Here is a 16,574-nt window from a genome sequence, read left to right on the forward strand (position 1 = left end):
AACAGCAAATACGAGCTTCTTTTCGAGCAATAGCGTCACTGGAGTCCGAAACTGTGCTGAAAAGGTGATAATTTGGCTAATAAGGTCATCTGAGTCCGATAGATGGTAGATGCTACGACAACCGGGGGTCTGGGGTTCCGGGGTTCCGGGGTTCCGGGGTTCCGGGGTTCCGGGGGTGCTTGGGTTTGGGTTTGAGAACCCCACCAAAAAACACAGAGCAGCGATCCCCAGTATCGGAGGATCGCTGCTCTGTTGTTTTTTCGAGATGAATGGCCAGGGTTGTTAATCAATCGTAGCTGTCGTTAAACATCTCATGGGTTTCATGGCTGCCTTCCCAATCCTTAAGCAAGCCCTCGGGAGCATCTTCCGCGGAATCCCACATGCTGAATCCATCGGAGCCGCCCCAATCCCCCATTGAATTATTGGGCGTAGGCTCGAAACCGTTGCCCATGGATCTTCCCTGTTCTTTCTTGTTCTCATGTTCCATAAAGCTCCCAACCTTTCCCAATGCTATATTGATCAAGCAACAACATTATCAGTGTTCACTCTTCTAAAAGGATTATGCATATCGCCATAGAAATGGTTGTCCTTGCGTAGACCTGTCATGCAAACGTATACTCTAGGTTAAAGACTATACCGATTAACAACACTGGAGGTTTACATCCAAATTATGAAAGTGAAAGATATGATTAAGGAAAATAACGCCCTGCGTGAGCAGTTGACGCCCTTCAATCGCTCCTATTTAGAAGATATGATCCTTGCAATGCGGGCCAGTCGAATTGACACCCTGCGCGGAGAAGAACTTTTGCTGGATGCGGCCAAGCTGCTGTTGAAGGAACAACGTAAAGGGAAAAATGCCAAGCAAGTATTCGGCGAGAATCCGCACGATTATTTTAAAGAAATCATAGACAGTGTTCCCGGGCGCCCGGTGCGCAGTAAATGGAACTATTACTTGATGATTCCCTGCGCAGCTCTGACCTGTCTTTTTGGGATATTGGCAATCGGTGGACTCTTCTTCCAATGGACTGACGATTCACCTGGAATGTTCGGACAGATCAGCCTTTTCACCCTGTTCGCTGTGGGAGTAGGCTCCATTATCTTAATTGAACTGATTATGAAATGGATGTCTTCCTTGTCGGAAAGCGATGCACCCAGTGCCAAGCCTTTTGATATAAAAAGCCTTGGAATCTATATTGGCATCGCAGTAGCTGCTGTATTTATCGGCATGTTCCTCGATCGGTTATTTCCGGTCATTACAATATCCCCGTGGGTAAGCTTAATTCTGTGCATCATTGGGGGGTTGGGACTGAAATTTATATTTTTCAAAAAATAAATACCTAGGCTGAAAACTTTATTCCATCCGATAGATAGGGGGAAACTTCCATGATTAAGAAGCATCATATTCTCTACTCCGTTCTAGCTATAGCCTTAGGGCTAGGCATATTGCCCAGTGCTATTCACGCCGAAGGTGCTACCAGCCCTCCTGGGGAAGGCGCTAAGGCAATTCCTCAAGCAGCTAGCAATAATCATGCAGAGGCTGTCTATAAAGCTGCATTACCGCTGTTATCTACCTCTGACAAGTTACCCGAAGCCATAAAATATTTGAACTCCAATATGTATGCGGTAGGGTCATATCGTGCAACAATGATGACCCTGAAGCTTGAGAATCTGCATAAAGCTGCGCTGCAAGCCTGGGAAAGTAAATTCAGTACCAGCACTGTCCAGCGGAAGCTCACCGCCATTTATAAAGCAGGCGCCAGCATGTCGTCTCTTGCCGCTATTACTGATGATCTCCAGCTGCGTACACTGCTTAAAAGTGCCAGCGAAAGCGGATATAAGCTAGAAACAGCAGAGGGTACTTTTTTCCCGGTGATCGATTATGGGGCTTACCGCAAGTACAAGCTATACGTTACCAATGATATCAGCGCTTATATTACCATTATGGCAACCGAATCGGACCTGCCCTCTTCCAAGGACAACGGGCTAGTTATCGCCTGGACTGAGGTTGCAGCCAGAGCTTTATCTCAAGAGCAATTCATTCAAAATCATCCGAAGTCAAACCGAATTTCTGCTGTAAAAGCCTTGTACACTATGTATGTGAATAATACGTTTTACGGCCAGAATAACACTCCTCTCTTCCATTATGACAATCTGGAAATGGATTTGGAGGCGCAAAAGGCTTACTCCAGTATTCTGACCAAAAATAATGACAGCAGCCCATTTCTACAAAAGCTGGATAGCTTCATGAAATTAATGAAAGACAATAGCTACAAATTGACCGATGAGGTCGAGCAATATCGTAAGACTTCGTTACCTATCTAATAAAGAAATCACAAAAGCCCGTCCCTGAAATGAATAGGGACGGGCTTGTTATGTTCATTAACGTGATTATGAAGTGGATGCGAATTAAATAAGGATGTTAAAGAGATTAGAATCCTTATTGATCTCTACATAATCGACGCCCTTCTGCTGCATCCGTTCGATGAGAGGTTCGTAGGCATCCGTTGACAATAATTCAATGCCAACAAGCGCGGGACCATTTTCTTTATCATGCTTCTTAATATACTCGAAACGGGTAATATCATCGTGAGGTCCAAGGATTTCGCCCAAGAACTCACGCAGCGCACCTGCCCGTTGCGGGAAGTTCACCATGAAATAGTGTTTTAAGCCTTCGTAAATCAATGAACGCTCCTTGATCTCCTGCATCCGGTCAATATCGTTGTTGCCGCCGCTTATGATACAGACAACTGTTTTGCCGCGGATTTGGTCACGATATTGATCAAGCGCTGCGATAGGCAGCGAACCTGCTGGCTCAACCACTATGGCATTCTCGTTATATAATTCCAGAATCGTGGTACAAGCTTTGCCTTCAGGCACCATCACGATGTCATCCAGATGACGGGAGCAAATATCATATGTCAGGCCGCCAACACGTTTTACAGCCGCTCCGTCCACGAATTTATTAATTTCATTAAGAGTCACCACTTCTCCAAGCTTGATAGCTTCCGTCATAGAAGCTGCTCCGAGTGGCTCCACACCAATCAACTTGGTAGAAGGACTAACTGTCTTCACATAGGTGGCTATACCCGCTGCTAGGCCGCCTCCACCAATGGTTACGAACATAAAATCTGCAGGGTTGTCCAGACTCTCCATCACTTCCATCGCAATGGTGCCGTTGCCCGCAATGATTCGTGGCTCATCAAAGGGATGGATCAGCGTCATCCCATGATCTATACAAGCTTGCAGTGCTTCATCATAAGCGTCATCAAAGGTATCGCCTTTCAGAATGACTTCAACAAACTCACCGCCGAACCGACGCACCTGCTTAACCTTCTGGTTAGGCGTAGTGCTTGGCATATAGACCTTGCCTTTAATTCCAAGCGCCTTACAGGAATAGGCTACGCCTTGTGCATGGTTGCCCGCACTCGCACAGACAATCCCTTTTGCTCTATCTTCTGCTGACAAACTACGAATCATATTATAAGCTCCGCGGATTTTGAAAGAACGTACAATCTGCAAATCCTCGCGCTTCAAATACACATCACAATCATACTTGGCTGACAGCACAGCATCACGTTGTAGAGGTGTCCGGATTATGACTTCACGCAGTACGTGATGAGCCCGCACAATATCTTCCATTCCTACGATTCGGTCTTCCTCTTCTCTCATAACCCTCTCGCCTCACTATCTATCTGTTATTCTACTTCTTGTAACATACTCTCCCGAGGACATTTTTTCAAGCATCCTAATCAGTGATAAAGAAAAAGAGACTAAAGGAACCCTATAGTCTCTTACTAATATTTGCTATCCCTACGCTTTGAAACCTACTAGTTCTGTTGCTTCAGCATCCACTTCACCAGGTCTGGTAAGCTTGTCCACAAACGCGAATGTACAATAACATATTCGATAGCCTCGTTAGCGTCACCCACGCCTACAAAATCAGGCAGGTTATGCGGCAATCTTTTGATACCTAACAGATAATCTGGCACATGCTTGTTCACATTCTTCGCCACGCGGTAGAGCATTTTGAGCTGGGAAGTAATCCCGTTCTTCTTATATTCTAAAACCATACGGTCATATGCTACTGTTGCAGCTGCATCCTTGCCGAACTTCTCCAGTACCTTCTCAGTCTTCTTAAGCTTATTAGTGTAAAGGTACGTTGCCGTTAGAAGGTAACGCGCACCTGTGTTATCTTCTGGGTTCAATTCTAGAATGTGCTCCAACGTCTTTTGTGCTTCTTCTGCATTTCCGCTAAACCAGCAGGAGTCAGCGTAGCTTTTGCAGATTCGAATGTAAGAACGTGTCTCGTAAAGACCCCAGAAATGTCCTTTGTTCTCAGTGAAAAAGGCTTCTCCAAGCTCACGCGCACCCGCTTCCATCCCTGCTTTCAGATAAGCACGGGCATCTGCTTCATTCTCGGCTTCCTCAGCCAAAATGAGATAGGCGTCCGGACTGTCCGGATAAACTTCCAATGCCGCTTCTGCTAGCTGGATCCGACGATTGGATGCTTTAGTTTCCATTGCTTTTTGCAGCAAAGCCTGTTCCTGATCCTTCGGAGTACCTGAAACGTTGAGCAAAAGTAATTCTTCCTCTGCCCCGCCCATGCCGTACTGTTCGACATAATTAAGCATCTCTTTAACTTTTCTGGAGATGGTAGGTGCAGTAACCTCATGTTTGATCGCTAGATCAGCTTGAGTTTGAAGGAAACCATATTCCTCAGACAAGATAAATTCGATAGCCGCGCAGAAGGAGCCCATTTTCTTCACTGCAGGCTTGATGTGACGGGAATAACCATTCCATAGAACCAGACCTTCCCAGATTAGCTCCCGGTCATAGCTGTCTCTCATGGTTTCAATAAGGTGCATAGCCAATTGTTCATGCGCCGGATGCTCCCATTTCAGATCACGTGACACCTTTTTTTTGAGCGTGGTTAGGGTAAGTTTAGCTTCAGAAATGGCTGCCGCTTCTGGTTTCTCGGCCACAGCCACAGTAGCAGCGGATTCTTCCGTTGTTACCAGTCGCATGATGGATTCCACTGCAGAAGTTTCTTTCCCTAGGCAGCATTTCTTATATTTTTTCCCGCTTCCGCAAGGACACATATCATTTCTTCCAATCTTACTCAAAACGAATTCCCCCTTAAATCTGTGAGTAGCCATTCGCCATAAGCGTATCGCTAGTATGCACTATAAGTATCAACATTTTCAGGCACGAGGCATCCTTTATAAGGTTACTGCACAAAGTCTGAAGGACTCCGATTTAAAAGGGCCTTCCCATGATCGGAAAGGCCCTTATCTGTATATATCCGCACATTTTCCCCCGTACGTGTAGTATTATAGCACTTCTTCTATCACTTGTCAGTCCTTTTTTAGGACTTAAAGCGCAAAAAATTGCTAGATACAGTGCTTTATCCTTATACCAGAGCCTTCATAGCGATGTCGCTGCGATTCTGTTTCCCGGAAAAAGAGATTCCTTCAGCCCTAGCATAGGCTGCTGAACGTGCTTCGGCAATCGTAGCACCCAGGCCTACCACGCCTAAGACCCGTCCGCCGTCCGTTACCCAGCTGCCAGCTGCCCCCCGTGCTGTACCGGCATGAAAGATCAGCCCTCCTTGGCTGTCCTCAAGCCCTTCGATCGGCACTCCCTTAGGATAAGAGCCTGGATATCCTCCAGAAGCGAGAACCACGCACACCGCTGCTTCGTCGCTCCATTCAATGTCGATATCCGCAAGTTTGCCCTCGGTTACTGCCAAAAAGATTTCTAACAAGTCGCTCTTCAATCTAGGCAGCACGACCTGTGTCTCCGGATCCCCAAACCGGGCATTAAATTCAATGGTCTTTGGTTTACCTTCTGGAGAAATCATCAGCCCTGCGAACAAAACGCCGCTAAATGAACGGCCTTCAGCTACCATAGCCTTAGCTGTTGGCTTAATGATGGTCTCAATCGCTTCTTGGATAATCGCCTCGTCGATATGCGGCAGAGGCGAATAGGTGCCCATTCCACCGGTATTAGGACCTTTATCTCCATCGTAAGCAGGCTTATGATCCTGAGCGGCAGCCATAGGGCGAACTGTCTCTCCATCAACAAAAGCCAAAATCGACATTTCTTGACCCGCTAGGAACTCTTCAATGACAACCTGAGCGCCAGCTTCACCAAACACTTTGGTTACCATAATATCAGCTAGTGCCTGCTCTGCCTCTTCCCGTGAATAGGCAACGGTCACGCCTTTTCCTGCGGCAAGCCCATCTGCCTTGATTACGATCGGCAGCGGTTGCTCGCGTAAGTAAGCCAGTGCAGCTTCATAGCCATCAAATTTTTCATAGGCTGCTGTCGGAATATTATATTTGTGCAAAAGATCCTTCATAAAGGTTTTGCTGCCTTCGATCTCAGCTGCATTCTTACGTGGACCAAACACAGGAATAGCCTGTGCTTCAAAAGCATCCACAATGCCCCCTGCTAACGGATCATCCGGTCCGATTACAACAAGACCTGCTTCCTTCTCTTTTGCAAAAGCCGTCAGACGGTCGAACTCAAACACACCGATAGGCACACATTCTGCTAGCTGCGCGATCCCGGCGTTGCCGGGTGCGCAATAGATTTTACCAACCTTGGGACTTTGGGACAGGCTCCAAATAATCGCATGCTCCCGGCCGCCGCCGCCAACCACTAAAATATCCATTAGAATAAAATCCTCCCAGCGTTCTAGTGTTTGAAATGACGGACGCCTGTGAAGACCATAGCAATTCCATACTCATTCGCGACCTTGATCGATTCTTCGTCTTTAATGGAGCCGCCTGGCTGAATAACTGCGGTAATGCCTGCTTTGGCTGCCATTTCAAGCGTATCTCCCATTGGGAAGAAGGCGTCAGAGGCAAGGACTGATCCTTTGGACTTCTCGCCAGCTTGTTCAATCGCAATTTTAGCTGCGCCAACGCGGTTCATTTGCCCTGCACCTACGCCAACTGTCATATCATCAGCAGCTAATACAATCGCATTAGATTTCACATGCTTAACTACCTTCCAGCCGAACAACAGCTGTTTCAATTCTTCTTCGGTTGGCTTACGGTCCGTAACAACTTGTAGATCATCCGGGTTCACAGAATGCACATCGCTCTCCTGTACAACCATTCCTCCATCAATAGAGGTAACTACGAAGCTGCTCTTACGCGCACTAGCCGTGCTGAGATTGCCGATTTTGAGCAGACGCAGGTTCTTTTTCTTCGTAAGGATTTCCAGTGCTTCTTCCGTAAAGCCTGGCGCCAATACGATTTCGAGGAAAATCTCTTTCAGCAGAGTAGCAGTGTCTGCATCGATAATCCGGTTAGCTGCCACGATACCCCCAAAGATAGAGGTTGGGTCTGCGTTGTAAGCTTTTTGATAAGCTTCGTATACACTTTCACCGACACCTACACCACAAGGATTCATATGTTTAATGGCTACGACAGCAGGTTCTTCAAATTCTTTCACGATTTGCAGCGCTGCGTTAGCATCGTTGATATTGTTGTAGGATAATTCTTTGCCATGCAATTGCTCAGCTGCTGTAAGAGTATCCCCCGCAGCCAAAGGCTTGCGATAGAAAGCCGCTTTTTGATGCGGATTCTCGCCATAGCGCAGATCCTGAATTTTCTCATAAGTCACGGTGTAGCGCTCAGGAAGCGGCTCGCCAGTAACATTAGCCAAATAATCGGAAATTAAGGCATCGTAAGCCGCCGTATGACGGAACACTTTTGCCGCAAGACGTTTGCGTGTTTCCAGCGTTGTATCTCCATCTGCGCGAACCTCTTCAAGCACTGTAGCATAGTCGTTAGCATCTACCACTACACTTACAAAAGCATGGTTCTTCGCCGCAGAACGCAGCATCGTCGGTCCGCCGATATCGATATTCTCGATAGCTTCTTCATACGATACATCCGGTTTAGCAATGGTTTCCGCGAACGGATACAGATTTACTACTACCAGATCAATGTAGTCCAGACCAAGCTCTTTCATTTGACGCGTGTGTTCCTCATTGTCACGAACCGCTAGCAATCCGCTGTGTACAGCCGGGTGCAAGGTTTTGACACGTCCATCCATGATTTCCGGGAATCCTGTAACATCGGAAATACCGATGACTGGAACACCTTCCTTAGCCAAAAGCGTGCTTGTTCCACCTGTGGAAATAATCTCTACGCCTAATGCAGACAACTCGCGGCAAAAATCCACGATACCTTGTTTATCCGATACGCTAACTAGCGCTCTTTTGATACTCACTTTGAATAGTCCTCCTTCGGGTTGTACGTGCGATTTAATGTGATGACATCTAAAAGCTTGGGAAATTACTATAAGAAAGAATCTGACTCTATTACCTACTACACGACACATAATGCCGCTTATGCAATATTTCCCGAGAAATACCCTGAAATCTCTCCGCCTGTCACCAAATGTCGATCCAAAACTTCGAATGGCTACAGTGTGGCTTACTTTTCGCGGATAATCGTCTTTCTTCCACTCAGTTCCACTTTCCCGCTGGCGAAAGCGCCAACCACTTCAGGATACAACTCATACTCAACCTTATGAATCCGTTCCGCCAATGAATCCGCCGTGTCGTTATCCAACACAACTACGCTACGCTGAGCAATAACTGGCCCGGTATCCATACCTCCATCGACAAAATGCACAGTGACTCCCGTCAGCTTCACGCCATAATCCAGCGCTTGTCCGATCGCATCCTTTCCAGCAAAAGCAGGCAGCAGCGATGGGTGAATGTTAATAATCCGACCCGCATACGGCGTTAAAAGCACTGGTGTAATGAGGCGCATATACCCTGCCAGCACAACCAGCCCGATTTCCCGCCGCTGAAGCTCTGCGACAATCTCTGCTTCGTAGAGCTCACGGCTGGCGAAGTCTTTTGGCCGCAGCAGGAGGGCGGGAATTCCCGCATCCTCCGCACGTTGTGCTACAGGCGCTTCCGGCTTGTCCGAGACAAGCAATTCAATCCTGCCGTCTCCAAGCAAGCCTGCTCTCTGTGCCTCGATCAGTGCTGCAAAATTGCTGCCCTGCCCCGAAGCAAAAACAGCGATTCGACTTGATTGCATCACACTTCAGCTCCAGTAAAGGTTACTTTGCGTTCCCCTTCTGTTACTTTACCAATGATATACGCCTCTTCTCCGCTAGCTTTAAGCAGTTCAAGAGCGCGTTCTCCATCAGCAGCGCTAACTACCAGAACAAGACCAATTCCCATATTAAAAGTAGTGAACATATCACGGTTGCTCACGTTTCCTTTGTCCTGCATCAATCCGAAGATTGGCAGAATCGGCCATGATCCGTAATTGATCTCCACGTCTACATTATCAGGCAATACGCGTGGGATATTCTCGATGAATCCGCCACCCGTAATGTGAGCCATACCTTTTACCGGAAGCTGCTCCAGCAGTGCCAGCAAAGGCTTCACATAAATCTTAGTTGGTGCAAGGAGTACATCCGCCAGCGGAGCGCCAAGCTCAGGAAGCACGTCTTTCAGACCATAACCCTCTTGCTCAAGCAAAAGCTTACGCACCAGCGAGAAGCCATTGCTGTGCACACCACTGGAAGCCAGACCAATCACTGTGTCTCCAGCAGCGATGTTAGCGCCTGTTACCAGCTTCGCTTTGTCAGCTACGCCCACTGTGAATCCAGCGATATCATATTCACCTGCTGAATACATACCCGGCATCTCAGCCGTTTCGCCGCCAATCAGTGCACAACCCGCTTGGTGACAGCCTTCAGCGATTCCAGCTACGATAGCTTCGATTTTCTCCGGCACCACTTTGTCGCAAGCCAGATAGTCGAGGAAAAAGAGTGGCTCTGCACCTTGCACTACAATGTCGTTCACGCACATAGCTACAGCGTCGATGCCAATCGTGTCATGGCGATCCGCCGCGAATGCGATTTTGAGCTTTGTGCCTACACCATCAGTTCCCGATACAAGCACTGGCTCTTCATATTTATCTTTATTGAGGCCAAACAGTGCTCCGAACCCACCAAGATCCGTCATTACTTCTGGACGGTAAGTACGTTTTACGTGCTTTTTCATGCGTTCTACCGCTTCATTACCAGCCGCAATATCCACTCCGGCGTTTTTATAAGCTTCCGACACTATTGGACACCTCATCTTTTAATAGTTTAGAGCGCGTTTGGGCGCATTCGGCTTTTGGGTGGTTGTAGGGGAGTTACTGCGAGGAATGTTTGGACTTCCGATCGCTGTTATGCTCGAATTCCTTTGAATTTTTTACCGCTGAGCGGTAGAAATTCGAGCATAAAGGCGAACGCTACGCTTCTACAGTTCCAAACTTCCTCTCCATAACTCCCTCCAACCACCGCTTCGTCCCTACTGCAAGCCGCAGTGCGCGCCTTGCACACGGACCTCAAGACCTCGGTGCATGAGCTGCGCCATGCAACCTCTTCTAGCGAAACAAGCGAGTAGCGCATTTGCGTAGCAAACAGGGACGAGCTTGGGGAGCTGCTCTTGGCGCTTAGGGTGCAATCGAGCGCCACCTTAGCGAGACAAGCGGCCCTCGTATTTGCGAAGCAAACAGAGGGAAGCTTGGCGAGCCAGCCCCGGCGGCGGATGCAGCCGGGGGGCGAAGCGCCGTAAAGCGTGTCCCGTCCGTGCGCAGCACACAGGGACAAAGCGAGCACTCGTACCCAAGTCTTCTTAGCAAGTTATAATCCAACTCCTACCGCCGAGCTTTCGGGTGGCCGGAGGGCAGAGCCCTTCGGAATCCCCCTTTGAAAGGGGGACTTAGGGGGATGTCAACACGAGCAGCCATCTTTCTCTGCCCCGCCAAAATCAACCTGCGTCGGGTAATCATTATCAAAGCAAGAAAGGCAAAGTCCGCCTTTGTAGTCATCTTTGTTGTGTCCACCAATGGAAGAGATTAAGCCTTCCGGCGACAAAAATGCCAAGGAATCGGCGTTGATCTCTTCGCACATTTCCTCAATGGTCTTGTAGGACGCGATGAGATCGCGGCGGTCTGGTGTATCAATGCCGTAGAAGCAAGGATTCTTGAACGGCGGTGAAGTAATCCGCACATGCACTTCAACAGCTCCCGCTTCCCGAAGCAGATTGACGATTCGGCGTGAGGTCGTGCCACGAACGATAGAATCATCGATCATAACGACACGTTTGCCATCAACTACACTGCGCACGGCGCTCAGCTTCATCTTCACACCTTGCTCACGCAGTTCTTGGCTCGGCTGGATGAAGGTCCGTCCAGTGTACTTATTCTTAATGAGCCCAAGCTCATAAGGAATTCCCGTTTGCTCGGCATACCCGATGGCTGCTGAAATACTGGAATCCGGCACACCGGTTACGAGATCAGCATCGACAAAAGCTTCCAGTGCCATGCGGCTACCCATCCGCTTACGGGCGGAGTGCAGGTTAGAGCCGTTCATATCACTGTCTGGGCGTGAGAAGTAAATATACTCCATCGCGCACAGCGCTTTACGTTTGGGTTCGGTAAAACGGTCCTCTAAGAGGCCGTTTTTGTCGAGGACTAGCAGTTCGCCCGGCTCAATATCTCGAACCAGCTGTGCCCCAATGACCTCTAATGCGCAGGACTCGGAAGCAAAAATATAAGCTTCACCAATCCGTCCCATCACTAGCGGACGCAAGCCATGGGAATCTGAAGCGACAATTAACTTGTCATTTGTCATAAGCAGAAAAGCAAACCCGCCAACGAGCTGCTGCAGCGCATCTTTTGCCGCTTCAACAAAATCCTTTGGCGAACGGGCAATCAGATGCGCCAGCACTTCTGTATCACTCGTAGTTTGAAAGATCGATCCGCTTTGCTCCAGCTGTTTGCGGATCAACGGTTCATTTACTATGTTGCCGTTCGTAGCAATCGCCAAATCGCCGTCACGATATTTAAATACCAGTGGCTGCGCATTGGTTAAGCGGCTGTCCCCACTGGTGGAATAACGTACATGCCCAATGGACATGTCTCCAACCAATGAGGCAATTTTGTCCTTGTCGAATACTTCTTTTACTAACCCCATCCCGCGGTGATAGTTGAAATCGCGGCCGTCTGCTACGCAGATTCCCGCACTTTCTTCCCCACGGTGTTGTAAGGCGTGTAAGCCGTAATAAGACATGGACGCCGCTTCCGGGTGTCCGAAGACCCCGAAAACGCCGCATTCTTCTTTTAATGTGTCAAAAATATCTCCCGAGCCCGTTCCTTCATTGTAAAAGTCACCAGTCCACAGGATAGGAGTCTCCTGCTCTTTCCCGGTCTTTATTTCATAAGACATGGAATAGCATCCTCCCAAACGAATTTCAATTCTGCTACAGCTTCATCTAGTGCGGACACGCCGTCCAGATTTACGCGCAGTCTGTCTCCACCTACAGTTCCGATGATCTCCACTGGAACACCGCTGGCTGCAATCGCTGCTGTCAGCTCTTCCGCACGTTCAGGAGCTGCTGTCAGCACAATGCGTGATTGGCTTTCGCTGAACAATGCTACATCAGATTTAAGACCGTTAGCTGAAAGCTCAACGTTCGCTCCGATTCCGCCGCTGATACAGCTCTCTGCAAGTGCTACGGCAAGTCCACCTTCGGACAAGTCATGTGCGGAACGCACCAGACCGCCACGAATTGAGGTAAGGACTGCGTTCAGCAGTTTTTTCTCAGTAGCCAAATCCAAAGCCGGAGGACGACCTTCGGTCACACCATGAACAGCATATTGGAATTCACTGCCGCCCAGCTCAGCCTTGGTCACTCCCAGCAGAAGAATAGAATCTCCTTCTTGCTTGAACCCTTGAGTCGTAATATGATCCGTGTCCGCTACTAAACCAACCATGCCGACAACCGGCGTTGGATAGATGGAACCCGTAGTATTTTCGTTATAAAGACTGACATTACCACCGATAACCGGAGTATCCAGCACACGACAGGCTTCAGCCATACCATCAACCGCACGCTCCATTTGCCAGAACACATCAGGCTTCTCAGGATTTCCGAAGTTCAGGTTATCCGTAATAGCCAGCGGTTCAGCACCGGAACAAACGATGTTGCGTGCCGCTTCGCTGACTGCAATACGTCCGCCCACTTCAGGATCAAGATGAACATAACGGCCATTACAGTCTGTAGTCATCGCAAGTCCTTTACGAGTACCATGAATGGTAACTACAGCCGCGTCAGATCCAGGGCGTACAGCTGTGCTCGTCCGCACCATGTAATCGTATTGATTGTATACCCATGCTTTACTTGCTACGGTTGGTGATCCAAGTACTGTACGCAATGCACCGCCCAGATCTGTAACTTCCTCGTAACGAAGGGTATCTACCTTTTCATTCGCAATATAATAAGCAGGAACCTCAGAGGGTTTATTATATACTGGGCACTCATCCACGAGCGCCGTTACTGGCATGTCACCAACAACCTCGCCGTGATGATACAATTTCAAGCGGCCATCATCCGTAACTTTACCGACTTTACAGCAGATAACACCCCAGCGGTCAAAAATCTCTTGTGCCTGGGCCTCATCCTTCGGCTCAACGACGAACAACATCCGTTCTTGTGATTCTGAAAGCATCATTTCGTAAGGCGTCATGCCCTCTTCACGTTGTGGCACCTGATCAAGATATAGCTCCAGACCGTTGCCTGCTTTACTTGCCATCTCCGCACTAGAGCATGTAAGACCCGCTGCACCCATATCCTGAATCCCGATAACGATGCCGCTGTCGATCAGTTCTAGACAAGATTCCATTACGAGCTTTTCCATAAATGGATCGCCGACCTGTACAGCGGTACGTTTAGCTTCTGATTCCTCACTAAGCTCTACCGATGCAAAAGTAGCACCATGAATTCCATCACGTCCTGTAGGAGGGCCTACATAGAAGACTGGGTTGCCTACACCCTTAGCTACACCACGTTGGATTTTGTCATGATCGATCAGACCCACACACATTGCATTAACTAGCGGATTGCCATCATAGCTATCATCAAACATGATTTCGCCGCCAACCGTTGGAATCCCGATACAGTTACCATAACCTGCAATACCAGACACAACATGTTCGAACAAATATTTTACTCGATCACTTTCCAGCTTCCCGAAACGTAGTGAATTGAGGATTGCGATAGGTCTGGAGCCCATGGAGAAAATATCACGGATAATCCCGCCCACACCCGTTGCCGCACCTTGGAAAGGTTCTACCGCTGAAGGGTGGTTATGACTTTCGATTTTGAAAACAACCGCTTGGTTGTCACCGATATCTACAATCCCTGCGCCCTCGCCAGGTCCCATCAGGACACGTGGTCCGGAAATTGGGAAACGTTTCAGGAGTGGTTTGGAGTTCTTATAGGCACAGTGCTCGGACCACATTACGCTGAATACGCCGATTTCAGTGTAGTTCGGCAAACGTCCCATAAAAGACTTGATCAGCTCATATTCGCTGTCCGACACACCGAACTGGCTGTAAATTTTCTGCTCCGCAATCTGTTCTGCGGTCGGTTCCTTAACGGATACTTGCTGCGTCATGACGATCCCTCCAAGTCTTCAGTATGGATGTAAACATTCTTTTGCCGTCTTCTGAACCAAGTAAACTATTAGCCGCGCGCTCAGGGTGAGGCATCATGCCAACCACATTCCCTTGTACGTTACTAACACCCGCAATATCGGCTACGGAGCCGTTAGGATTATCGCTATAGGTAAACACGATCTGATTGTTAGCTTTCAGCTCTGCCAAAGTCTCGTCATCACAATAGTAGTTTCCTTCACCGTGTGCGATTGGGATGATGATTTCTTCATCTTTAGCATAGTCAATAGTAAATGGGGTTTCATTATTAACAACCTTAAGCACTGTATCGTGACAGCGGAACTTCATCGACATGTTGCGGCGAAGCGCACCTGGCAGCAAACCAGCCTCAGTAAGAATTTGGAACCCATTGCAAATGCCTAGCACGTATTTCCCTTGCTCTGCTGCTTTAGCAACTTCCGCCATAACAGGAGCAAATCTGGAAATCGCGCCACAGCGCAGGTAATCACCATATGAGAATCCGCCTGGAACCAAAATGCAATCATACGCCGACAAATCCGTCGCTGTATGCCACACATAATCGACTGGTTCGCCGAGACTGTCCTCTACCGCCTTGTAGCAATCAATATCACAGTTGGAGCCTGGGAAGACAAGTACAGCAAATTTCATGTCGTTTAGTCCTCCAATTCGTAGCGGTAATCCTCGATCACCGTGTTGGCAAGTAGCTTTTCGCACATTTCCTTAAGACGCACTTCCGCTTCAGCACGGTTATCCGTATCCAAAGTCAGCTCCATATATTTCCCGATACGCAAGCTTTCAACTTCTTGGAAGCCTACCGAATGAAGTGCTCCTTGTACTGCTACCCCTTGTGGATCAAGAACGCTTTTCTTTATGGTGACATATACCGTCGCTTTTAACATATGCTTGTAGTTCCTCCTAAATTTTAATGAGCATACCCTCTGAAACTGAAATTCTACAATGAGTACATTTAGCTTCAAAAATATATACTGAATTTATTCCCATGAGTGCACACACTATGTTGAACTATAAAGACTTGCCAGTAAGACGATGATAAATGTCCAGATAACGCCGTGTAGTTTCTTCTACTACTTCAGTTGGGAGCGGATCAGGTTTACTATTCTTATCCCAGGCAGATGCAGATAGATACGTACGAACAGGCTCTTTATCCATACTATCAATTTCAATATCAAGCGCGTATTTATCCTTAGCCCAGAAGCGGGAAGCATCCGGTGTAAAAATCTCATCGATCAGAATCACCTTACCGTCCAACAAGCCGAATTCGAATTTGCAGTCCGCAAGAATGATCCCACGCTCAGCACAATACTCTCTAGCAAAAGCGAACAGCTTTAAGCTCTTTTCCTGCAGCTCAAGCGCCAGATCAGCTCCGATTAATTCCTGCATTTTCTCAAACGGAATATCCTCATCGTGACCTACATCATTTTTAGCCGCAGGGGTAAAAATCGGCTCTGCCAGCAGCGCGTTTTTGCGGAGGTTAGCAGGAAGCTCAATACCATTTACCTTGCCGGTTTCTTGATACTGTCTCCAGCCGCCGCCAGTGATGCATCCACGCACTACGCATTCGATATCAATACGCTCCGCTTTGCGTACCACCATGACACGGTTTCTGAGGGCCTCTTTGTCCTTAACTACGTCGCCGAGCAGATCCACATCAATATGAACGACATGATTCTCCATCAGCTCTTTAGTCTGTCCGAACCAGAACGCGCTCAGACGGTTAAGCACATTGCCCTTTTCAGGGACCGCCGGGTCCAGCACATAGTCAAAAGCAGATATCCGATCCGTAACTACGATCAGTACATTTTCCCCTAAATCGTATAGCTCACGAACCTTCCCTTTGTAGAGCAGCGGCGCATTGATGAGTTCCACGGCTGTGGATACGGCCGATGATGTCATGACCTTTCCTCCCTTGAACTAATGATCTTCCTAATAACTATCTGGTCTCAAAGGCGTAACTCCGAGGAATGTTTGGACTTCCGATCGCTGTTATCCTCAGATTTCCTGATTGAACCACTGCCAGTGGTAGAAATCCGAGAATAAAG

15 protein-coding genes are annotated in these 16,574 nt (G+C 48.1%); 3 read left to right on the forward strand and 12 right to left on the reverse strand.

Features of this window, described 5'->3' with window-relative positions; translation table 11 throughout:
- Positions 1–286: 286 nt before the first annotated feature.
- The gene (locus tag MHH49_RS06510; RefSeq protein WP_036680885.1) at positions 287–487 is read right to left on the reverse strand and encodes a hypothetical protein; all 201 of its coding nucleotides are present in this window, start codon (positions 485–487) and stop codon (positions 287–289) included.
- Between the two features lie 183 nt (positions 488–670).
- Between MHH49_RS06510 and MHH49_RS06515 the strand changes: the two genes are divergently transcribed.
- Together MHH49_RS06515 and MHH49_RS06520 are read left to right on the forward strand one after the other, a co-directional pair.
- The gene (locus tag MHH49_RS06515) at positions 671–1,333 is read left to right on the forward strand and encodes a DUF1129 family protein (RefSeq protein ID WP_076100613.1); all 663 of its coding nucleotides are present in this window, start codon (positions 671–673) and stop codon (positions 1,331–1,333) included.
- 50 nt (positions 1,334–1,383) lie between these two features.
- The gene (locus MHH49_RS06520; RefSeq protein WP_341138044.1) at positions 1,384–2,322 is read left to right on the forward strand and encodes a hypothetical protein; all 939 of its coding nucleotides are present in this window, start codon (positions 1,384–1,386) and stop codon (positions 2,320–2,322) included.
- An 84-nt stretch (positions 2,323–2,406) separates the two neighbouring features.
- On the opposite strand, the gene ilvA is transcribed toward MHH49_RS06520, so the two are convergent.
- From ilvA to purM, 6 genes are all read right to left on the reverse strand, one after another.
- A complete protein-coding gene (gene ilvA / locus MHH49_RS06525) occupies positions 2,407–3,669 on the reverse strand; it encodes a threonine ammonia-lyase IlvA (RefSeq protein ID WP_036680889.1) in 1,263 nt (420 codons plus the stop codon).
- Between the two features lie 158 nt (positions 3,670–3,827).
- On the reverse strand, positions 3,828–5,123 hold the full coding sequence (locus MHH49_RS06530; RefSeq protein ID WP_341138045.1) for an SEC-C metal-binding domain-containing protein: 1,296 nt from the start codon (positions 5,121–5,123) through the stop codon (positions 3,828–3,830).
- A 287-nt stretch (positions 5,124–5,410) separates the two neighbouring features.
- Complete coding sequence (purD, locus tag MHH49_RS06535) at positions 5,411–6,676, reverse strand: phosphoribosylamine--glycine ligase (protein WP_341138046.1); 1,266 nt, start codon at positions 6,674–6,676, stop codon at positions 5,411–5,413.
- 23 nt (positions 6,677–6,699) lie between these two features.
- Complete coding sequence (purH, locus tag MHH49_RS06540; protein ID WP_038568665.1) at positions 6,700–8,247, reverse strand: bifunctional phosphoribosylaminoimidazolecarboxamide formyltransferase/IMP cyclohydrolase; 1,548 nt, start codon at positions 8,245–8,247, stop codon at positions 6,700–6,702.
- 206 nt (positions 8,248–8,453) lie between these two features.
- On the reverse strand, positions 8,454–9,071 hold the full coding sequence (gene purN, locus MHH49_RS06545; RefSeq protein ID WP_076104161.1) for a phosphoribosylglycinamide formyltransferase: 618 nt from the start codon (positions 9,069–9,071) through the stop codon (positions 8,454–8,456).
- Complete coding sequence (gene purM, locus MHH49_RS06550; protein WP_076273585.1) at positions 9,071–10,111, reverse strand: phosphoribosylformylglycinamidine cyclo-ligase; 1,041 nt, start codon at positions 10,109–10,111, stop codon at positions 9,071–9,073. The genes purN and purM overlap by 1 nt, the downstream gene beginning before the upstream one ends.
- A gap of 369 nt (positions 10,112–10,480) precedes the next feature.
- Between purM and MHH49_RS06555 the strand changes: the two genes are divergently transcribed.
- Entirely contained in the window at positions 10,481–10,609 is a 129-nt protein-coding gene (locus MHH49_RS06555) for a hypothetical protein (protein WP_256717906.1), read from the forward strand.
- 158 nt (positions 10,610–10,767) lie between these two features.
- Here MHH49_RS06555 and purF read toward each other — a convergent pair whose 3' ends face one another.
- The 5 genes from purF to MHH49_RS06580 form a co-directional block, all read right to left on the reverse strand.
- Positions 10,768–12,264 carry an amidophosphoribosyltransferase gene (gene purF, locus MHH49_RS06560; RefSeq protein ID WP_036680905.1) on the reverse strand — a complete coding sequence of 499 codons (1,497 nt, stop codon included), beginning with the start codon at positions 12,262–12,264 and terminating at the stop codon, positions 10,768–10,770.
- The gene (purL, locus tag MHH49_RS06565) at positions 12,249–14,495 is read right to left on the reverse strand and encodes a phosphoribosylformylglycinamidine synthase subunit PurL (protein ID WP_076100603.1); all 2,247 of its coding nucleotides are present in this window, start codon (positions 14,493–14,495) and stop codon (positions 12,249–12,251) included. The genes purF and purL overlap by 16 nt, the downstream gene beginning before the upstream one ends.
- Complete coding sequence (purQ, locus tag MHH49_RS06570; RefSeq protein ID WP_036680909.1) at positions 14,473–15,162, reverse strand: phosphoribosylformylglycinamidine synthase subunit PurQ; 690 nt, start codon at positions 15,160–15,162, stop codon at positions 14,473–14,475. The genes purL and purQ overlap by 23 nt, the downstream gene beginning before the upstream one ends.
- A gap of 5 nt (positions 15,163–15,167) precedes the next feature.
- Positions 15,168–15,413 (reverse strand): phosphoribosylformylglycinamidine synthase subunit PurS, encoded by a 246-nt coding sequence (gene purS / locus MHH49_RS06575; protein WP_036680912.1) that lies wholly within the window; start codon positions 15,411–15,413, stop codon positions 15,168–15,170.
- Positions 15,414–15,537: 124 nt separating this feature from the next.
- Entirely contained in the window at positions 15,538–16,428 is an 891-nt protein-coding gene (locus tag MHH49_RS06580) for a phosphoribosylaminoimidazolesuccinocarboxamide synthase (protein WP_036680914.1), read from the reverse strand.
- Positions 16,429–16,574: the final 146 nt, after the last annotated feature.

The organism is Paenibacillus sp. FSL F4-0122 (assembly GCF_038002845.1).
GTDB lineage: Bacteria > Bacillota > Bacilli > Paenibacillales > Paenibacillaceae > Paenibacillus_AQ > Paenibacillus_AQ odorifer.

Excerpts from the sequence above, each read along its gene's own strand:
- MHH49_RS06510 (WP_036680885.1), bottom strand. The coding sequence starts at position 487 with ATGGAACATGAGAACAAGAAAGAACAGGGAAGATCCATGGGCAACGGT.
- MHH49_RS06515 (WP_076100613.1), top strand. The coding sequence starts at position 671 with ATGAAAGTGAAAGATATGATTAAGGAAAATAACGCCCTGCGTGAGCAG.
- MHH49_RS06520 (WP_341138044.1), top strand. The coding sequence starts at position 1,384 with ATGATTAAGAAGCATCATATTCTCTACTCCGTTCTAGCTATAGCCTTA.
- ilvA (WP_036680889.1), bottom strand. The coding sequence starts at position 3,669 with ATGAGAGAAGAGGAAGACCGAATCGTAGGAATGGAAGATATTGTGCGG.
- purD (WP_341138046.1), bottom strand. The coding sequence starts at position 6,676 with ATGGATATTTTAGTGGTTGGCGGCGGCGGCCGGGAGCATGCGATTATT.
- purN (WP_076104161.1), bottom strand. The coding sequence starts at position 9,071 with ATGCAATCAAGTCGAATCGCTGTTTTTGCTTCGGGGCAGGGCAGCAAT.
- purF (WP_036680905.1), bottom strand. The coding sequence starts at position 12,264 with ATGTCTTATGAAATAAAGACCGGGAAAGAGCAGGAGACTCCTATCCTG.
- purL (WP_076100603.1), bottom strand. The coding sequence starts at position 14,495 with ATGACGCAGCAAGTATCCGTTAAGGAACCGACCGCAGAACAGATTGCG.
- purQ (WP_036680909.1), bottom strand. The coding sequence starts at position 15,162 with ATGAAATTTGCTGTACTTGTCTTCCCAGGCTCCAACTGTGATATTGAT.
- purS (WP_036680912.1), bottom strand. The coding sequence starts at position 15,413 with ATGTTAAAAGCGACGGTATATGTCACCATAAAGAAAAGCGTTCTTGAT.
- MHH49_RS06580 (WP_036680914.1), bottom strand. The coding sequence starts at position 16,428 with ATGACATCATCGGCCGTATCCACAGCCGTGGAACTCATCAATGCGCCG.